We start from the raw sequence: 1690 nt of genomic DNA on the forward strand, positions 1-1690 counted from the left end.
CGCCACTTCCAGCCCCAGCAGGGCGTTGGCGCCGGCCTGCGGCTTGCCCTCGTCGGCACTGCCCGGAGTCGTGGCGGCACGCTGTGCATCCTCGGCCAGCTCGGTCAGGGTCACGGTGATCTCCCGTGGCTTGCCATCACGCAGGATGCCCATGCGCACCTTGCTGCCCGGCGGCATCGCGCCAATCAGCGGCGGCAGCTCGGAGGAGGTGTTGATCTCGGTGCCATTGACCGAACGGATCACATCACCCACCTCGATGCCGGCCTTGGCCGCTGCGCTGTCGGGCACCATCTGGTTGACCAGCGCACCCCGGCTGTCAGGCAGCTTGAAGCCCTGCGCGATATCGCTGGTCACTTCACCCACTATCACGCCCAGCTGGCCACGACTGACTTTGCCGGTCTTCTTGATCTGCTCCACCGCGTTCATCGCCAGATCGATGGGAATCGCGAAGCTGATGCCCATATAGCCGCCCGAGGCGGAGAAAATCTGCGAATTGATCCCGACCACTTCGCCACGCGTATTCAGCAACGGGCCGCCGGAGTTGCCCTGGTTGATCGCCACGTCGGTCTGGATGAATGGCACATAGCGCTGTTCCTGGCCACCGGTATTGCGCCCCAGGCACTGACGATGCCGGCGGTGACCGAATGGTCCAGGCCAAACGGCGAGCCGATTGCCAGCACCCACTGGCCCGGCTTGAGCGTGTTGGAATCGCCCACGCGCACCGTCGGCAGGCTCTTGCCTTCGATCTTCAGCAGCGCCACATCGTACTGGGCGTCGCTGCCGACCACCTTGGCGGTGAATTCGCGGCGATCACTGAGCTTGACCTTGACCGACTCGGCGCCATCGATGACGTGGTGGTTGGTCAGCACATAGCCGTCGTTGGAAATGATGAACCCCGAGCCCATGCTGCGCCCGCGCGGCCCGTTGTCCGGACCCTGCGGCCCCGGCATCTGGAAGTCCGGACCGAAGAAGCGGCGGAAGAACTCCGGCATCTGCTCCATGTCCGGACCTGAGCCAGCCATCCGCGGGTTGCGTCGCGCGCCGATCACGGTTTCCACGTTGACCACACCCGGCCCGACCTGGTCGACCAGCTGGGTGAAATCAGGCAGGCCACTGACAATCTGCGGCGCAGGGGCTGAGTTGCGGGCTGCCGCCACCTGTTCTGTGGGCGCGACCGGAGCCGGACTCTGCGCACAGGCCACCAGCGGCAAAGTCATCGCCAACAGGCCGAACACCTTGGTAGGAATATGAGGGGTCATAAAAATGCGAGTCTCCGATTCAGTCAAAGCGGCAAGAAACATCTGATCACAGCGCGCCTGCGACGGCACGCCGGCAAGACCTCTGAGCGGCCAGCGGCAGCGATGGTCGCGGCCGCAAACCCGCCCTCATTGGCGCGGCAACAATCGGCGCAATTCGGCCGTATCGGCCCCTTGTTCGGGCAGCCGCGGCTCGAACGGGTAGAACGTTCCACTCCGTTCCTGCTGCGCGGGGAAGCTGGCATTGAGCGCTCCCTGCCCCAGCGATGGCGCCACCGAAGAACGCGGCCAAGGCCGTGCTTGCAAGGTGTTGGCGCTGCTGCCGAACGGATCCTGACGCAGCACCGGTGAGATCGGTGTCACTGCCGGCAGCGACGGTGCCGCGGCGATCGCCCGCTGCGGCGGCTCGGCCATGCGCACCGCACTGGCACGTG

At 65.6% G+C, this 1690-nt stretch carries 2 pseudogenes; both read right to left on the bottom strand.

Going from position 1 to position 1690, the window contains the following annotated elements:
* Nucleotides 1–1259 (bottom strand): annotated as a pseudogene (locus JCM9942_RS15255) (Do family serine endopeptidase); the annotation flags it as partial.
* A gap of 126 nt (nucleotides 1260–1385) precedes the next feature.
* Nucleotides 1386–1690 (bottom strand): annotated as a pseudogene (locus JCM9942_RS15260) (anti-sigma factor); the annotation flags it as partial.

This window comes from Stenotrophomonas pictorum JCM 9942 (assembly GCF_001310775.1).
Taxonomy (GTDB): domain Bacteria; phylum Pseudomonadota; class Gammaproteobacteria; order Xanthomonadales; family Xanthomonadaceae; genus Stenotrophomonas; species Stenotrophomonas pictorum.